Genomic DNA, 4,600 nt, shown 5'->3' on the forward strand with positions numbered 1-4,600 from the left:
CATCTGGGTTCTCGTCCCCATCGCCCCATGACGAAGAGGGTGAGCCGGCGCATGCCGACCCACCCACCAAGATCTTCAGGACACTCCTAGGCGGCGTCCTGCCGGTCCAGCCACTTCAGAATCACCTGGTTTGCTTCTTCAGGCTTTTCCTGCTGGATCCAATGGCCGCAATCCAGGCTGACCACTTCCGCATTAGGCACGAAATCTGTCAGTCTTTCAGACTTCGAGACCGCATCCCGGTCGCCATAGATCATGAGCGTGGGCTGGTGGATGATCGGGTTCACGTCCGCCAGCAAGCGCCAGTTGCGGTCAAGGTTCCTGTACCAGTTTATACTGCCCGTGAAACCTGTTGATTCGAAGGAGGAGACGAAAACGGCCAGTTCGCCGTCGCTCATTACGGGCTCACCGAGTGGTGTTTCCGCCCTGGCGAGATCGATCAACGTCATACCCGGCTGAGGCTCTCTGGGGGGCTCGTTCTTCCGGTACAGGTTGCGGAGGAACTGGAATGTGTTCTCTTCGAACACGGCGTCTGCGACGCCTGGCTGCCGGTTGAAGTGGACGAAATAGAAATCGCCGCCAAGCATGTCTTCCATGGACTCGATCCAGGGCTTTTCCCCGCGCTCGAGGTAGGGCAGGCTCAGGTTGATCACCTTGTTCACGCGGTCCGGGTGCAACAAGGTCAGTCCCCAGACGACAGCCGCCCCCCAATCGTGACCGACGAAGGCGGCGTCTTCGTATCCGTAGTGATCGAGAAGTGCGATGAGATCACCCGACAAGTGCTCAATATCGTAGTCCGTTACTTCGGCCGGACGGGACGAGTTGCCGTAACCCCGCTGGTTCGGGACGATGACGTGGTAGCCCGCCGCGGCAAGGACGGGCACCTGATGACGCCAGGAAAATGCGTGCTCCGGCCAGCCGTGACAGAGCACGATGGGTTTTCCGGCATTTTGCCGGCCCGCTTCGAAGACTTCGAGTTCCACACCGTTGACGGAGATGAGGGTGGGCTCGGGAAAATCGATCGGATTGAACATCGCATTTCCTCTCTATCGTTCCGGGTTGATCAGGCGACGAAGGCTCCCGAGGATGGCGTCGGCTCACCCCTGATAGGCCGGGGGCCGATACGCCGCGGGTGGTGGGACTCGTCGGTGAGGTCGTGTCGCCATCTTGCCGACCGAAACCGGTCACCCCATGACCGGTTTCATGTGGAAGTGTTGTCGGCGTGCGAACCGACCGGCTGGTGGCCGTCCTCCTCTTGCTGCAACGGCGCGAGCAGGTGACAGCAGCAGAGGTCGCCCGGGAGCTGGAGGTCTCCGAGCGCACCGCCCGCCGCGACCTCGACGCTCTGGCCATGGCCGGGGTGCCCGTGTACTCCATGCAGGGCCGAAGCGGCGGCTGGCGCCTCGTGGGCGGCGCCCGCACCGACCTGTCCGGGCTGACCGCGGGTGAGGCCCGCGCCCTGTTCCTGGTCGCCGGCCAGGCGTCGGCTGCGACGCCGGCCGTGAAAGCGGCTCTGCGCAAGCTCGTCCATGCCCTGCCGGAGCCCTTCCGGGTGCAGGCCGAGGCAGCGGCGTCGTCGCTGGTCATGGACCCGCAACGATGGGGGTCGAGTCGGGTCGAGCACCGACCGCCCCGCTTCCTCGACGAACTCCAGGACGCGGTGATCCGCGGCGTCCAGGTGCGGCTCTGCTACGTCGACCGCAAAGGCGTCGAAACCGAGAGAACCGTCCATCCCCTGGGCATCGTCGCCAAAGGTCCGTTGTGGTACCTCGTCTCCAACACCGAGGCCGGCCGGCGGACCTTCCGGATCGACCGCGTGTCGTCCGCCGACCCGACCGGCGATCCCGTGCACCGACCCGAGGACTTCGACCTTGCCGAGAGCTGGCGCGAGATCGCCGACGAGATCGACCGCAAGCGAACGCCCACCGAGATCCAGGCGGTGTGCGCGCCCCACGGGATAGGCCTGCTCCGGATGGTGCTCGGCGGTCGGCTCGAGGTGGGAGGTTCCACGACCGACGGCCGCATCGAGGTCGTGATCCGCGGCCACAGCGAGTACGCGCTCGCCGCCGAGCTTGCCGGGCTGGTCGAATGGCTCGAGGTGACCGGCCCTCCAGGTGCGCGAGACCACCTGGCCTCGATCGGCAACGCGCTCGTCGAGAGATACGGCTGAGACCGGCACGAGCGCTTGCCGACCGGTTGGTGACCTGGAGGAACTCCCTGTGACTCGGTGGCAGGCGCGCCCCGAGGCGCTCCTCGTGCCGTACAAGCTCGGTTTCACTGACGCCGTCTGTGCCCGGCCAGTCGGGAGGAGGATACGCGGCCACCTGCTGGTAGTGGAGAGAATCAGGTGCTGCGGAGGCCGGACTGCGCGCATGCCTTGTTCTGAAGTGCGCGGTTCACGGCTTCGAGAAGATCAGGCCATGGGTAGCGGGGTGTGCCGGGGGGCGCTCATGGGGCCTGCCGTACGGCAGTGCGATCAAGAAAGACTCAATCGATGTACCGTGCTGTCCGGCCGGTCCGCGAAGGAGAAAACGCATGGATGAGGAGGAGCTCCTCCACCGGTACGGCCTGCAACCGGACGGGCACGCCCTCGACGAGATACGTGACCTGCTGACCGCCCAGACCGCCAGGGAACGCCGGGAGCAGGGGGCGGGTGATACCGAGCTGATGAGGCTCTGCTGCGTCCAGTTGTTCAACGCCGGGGCGCTCGACGACGTCTTGCTCATCTGGCAGGCCAAGACGGCGAGCATGGACGCCGATTGCTCGATCGACATCCAGCTTCTGTGCGGAGCGGGACTGGCGGAAACGAAGACGTTCCTCGCAGGCCATCCCTGGGAGGACGCGAAGGCGGCCCTGGGCCGGTTGCTCATGTGTGAGGCCGCCGGGGACTTCGACGGGTTCTCCGCGGCGGAGTACTCAGCGATCTGCACGAACTACTACGTCGATGACGGAGACTGACGCGCGGACCGCTGTGCCGGTGGCAGCAGTCCTTTCATCGAGGCTGAATCGGGTCGCAGCCGTACCCAGCCGGTGGTTCACCCGATGGAGGGCGCCGCCCGGCCGGCCAGGTAGTGGCCGATCCGCAGGCGCATCGACCGGTCCATCGTCAACGTCTCGATCTCCTGGCGCGGCACCCAGCGCACTTCGCGGGACTCGTCGCTCGGCGTCGGCTCGCCCTCGACGGCCCGAGCCGTGAGCACGATGGAGAACTCTTGGCGGGCCTCGCCGTCGGAGGTGTAGAGGATGACGTGCTTCGGGTCGGTGTAGGTGCCGACCAGGCCGGTTGTCTCGCACTGGATGCCGGTTTCTTCCAACGTCTCCCGAACCGCCGCCTCGGGCAGGGACTCGCCGAGGTCGATGGCGCCACCGGGAAGAGCCCAGTTGCCGTTGTCGGAGCGGCGGATCATCAGGATCTCGCCGGCCTCGTTGGTGACCACGACGTTGACCGACGGCACGAGGCTGTTGGGCGCAGGAGCGGCGGGGTCGTCGGCTACGTGCTCGTCATGGTCGGCATGCGCCAGGAGGACCGGCGCATGCACTTGGCTGCGACGCCTCCGAGCCGTGCGGCGGGCCTGGCACGCCGGGTCACCGGCTGCCACGTCCGGGGCGAGAGCGCTACCTACGGTCGGCCGGCGTCTCTTCGACCTTCGCGAGTCGCTCCGACAACTCGCGCAGCGTGAGGCGGATCTCGGTGAGCTCGTCCGAAGCCGGCGTGGCCGGCGCCGCGTCCTCCCGGACGAACACGCCCTTGCCCTGCTGGCCGAAGACGAGTTCGGCCGGATCGAACCGGTCAAGGCCGGCACCTCCGGAGAGCCGCAGATCGCCCAGGGGCAGGACGTCGTTCCGACCGGCATGTCGGCTACGTCTGGGAACTGGCCCAGAACGGTTCGGCCCGCTGGGGCATCAGCTGCAAGGCGGCCGCGATCGTCCCGTCTCCGGCAAGCCCGGAGGGGGCGAGCGTGCCTGGCTCCCTTGCGTCCGACGTCCTCCCGGCGCTCCTCGACCTGGCCTGCCTGCTCCTCAGCCTGTGGATCTGCCGCCGCCGGAGAGGGTCGGAGCCGTCGTGTGGGCGTTGATCGGGAGAATCGTCACCGATGATGATCTGTCGATCACTGCGGCGGACGTGACCGAAGCGATCGAGGAGTATCTGACCTCCGGCGACGAAGAGACCTACGCGCCGGGCGGCCTTCTCGTCGCATCCGGTGACGTCGTCATAAATCCCGGGTGTTGTGTAGGCCTCGACGAATGGCGCGATTGGCTGGGCGCGCTGGACGGACGGCCGGTAGACCTCGGTCATGACCCTGATGTGCTGCTGGAGAACAGGGGAACGGTGCTGCGTCTTTGGCAAGACAAAGACCAACTCCTTCGGGGAGAAGTCCCGAGTCCGTCCGAGCGGTACATCGACATTCCTCGTGAGGATCTACTCGGTCTTCTCCGAGGCGTTCATCATCGTCGCGCTCCATCAGTGGGCGTATGACCTCGTCCCCGATATGGCCGATGAGCTCGTCCTAGACGAGTAAGTCCGAAGTCTGGTCAGTGGTCGTAGGCGATCAGGGATCGGGTGACGGGCTGGCCGGTGGCGCGGTTGTGCCAGATCGCGGCG

General features: G+C 66.1%; 5 protein-coding genes. 3 read left to right on the top strand and 2 right to left on the bottom strand.

Going from position 1 to position 4,600, the window contains the following annotated elements; all coding sequences use genetic code 11:
* Positions 1 to 86: 86 nt before the first annotated feature.
* Positions 87 to 1,031, bottom strand: a complete 945-nt coding sequence (locus FHS22_RS37025) for an alpha/beta fold hydrolase (protein WP_184948867.1) — start codon at positions 1,029 to 1,031, stop codon at positions 87 to 89.
* Positions 1,032 to 1,237: 206 nt separating this feature from the next.
* Between FHS22_RS37025 and FHS22_RS37030 the strand changes: the two genes are divergently transcribed.
* Entirely contained in the window at positions 1,238 to 2,167 is a 930-nt protein-coding gene (locus tag FHS22_RS37030; protein WP_338048125.1) for a helix-turn-helix transcriptional regulator, read from the top strand.
* A gap of 365 nt (positions 2,168 to 2,532) precedes the next feature.
* On the top strand, positions 2,533 to 2,955 hold the full coding sequence (locus tag FHS22_RS37035; protein WP_184948869.1) for a hypothetical protein: 423 nt from the start codon (positions 2,533 to 2,535) through the stop codon (positions 2,953 to 2,955).
* Positions 2,956 to 3,032: 77 nt separating this feature from the next.
* Here the strand turns inward: FHS22_RS37035 and FHS22_RS37040 are convergent, their stop codons facing one another.
* A complete protein-coding gene (locus FHS22_RS37040) occupies positions 3,033 to 3,536 on the bottom strand; it encodes an NUDIX domain-containing protein (protein WP_338048124.1) in 504 nt (167 codons plus the stop codon).
* Positions 3,537 to 4,060: 524 nt separating this feature from the next.
* On the opposite strand from FHS22_RS37040, the gene FHS22_RS37045 reads away from it, so the two are divergent.
* Positions 4,061 to 4,474 carry a hypothetical protein gene (locus tag FHS22_RS37045; protein WP_184948870.1) on the top strand — a complete coding sequence of 138 codons (414 nt, stop codon included), beginning with the start codon at positions 4,061 to 4,063 and terminating at the stop codon, positions 4,472 to 4,474.
* The last annotated feature ends 126 nt before the right edge of the window (positions 4,475 to 4,600 follow it).

The organism is Thiemannella venezuelensis (genome assembly GCF_014203605.1).
GTDB lineage: Bacteria > Actinomycetota > Actinomycetes > Streptosporangiales > Streptosporangiaceae > Planomonospora_A > Planomonospora_A venezuelensis.

Excerpts from the sequence above, each read along its gene's own strand:
- FHS22_RS37025 (WP_184948867.1), bottom strand. The coding sequence starts at position 1,031 with ATGTTCAATCCGATCGATTTTCCCGAGCCCACCCTCATCTCCGTCAAC.
- FHS22_RS37035 (WP_184948869.1), top strand. The coding sequence starts at position 2,533 with ATGGATGAGGAGGAGCTCCTCCACCGGTACGGCCTGCAACCGGACGGG.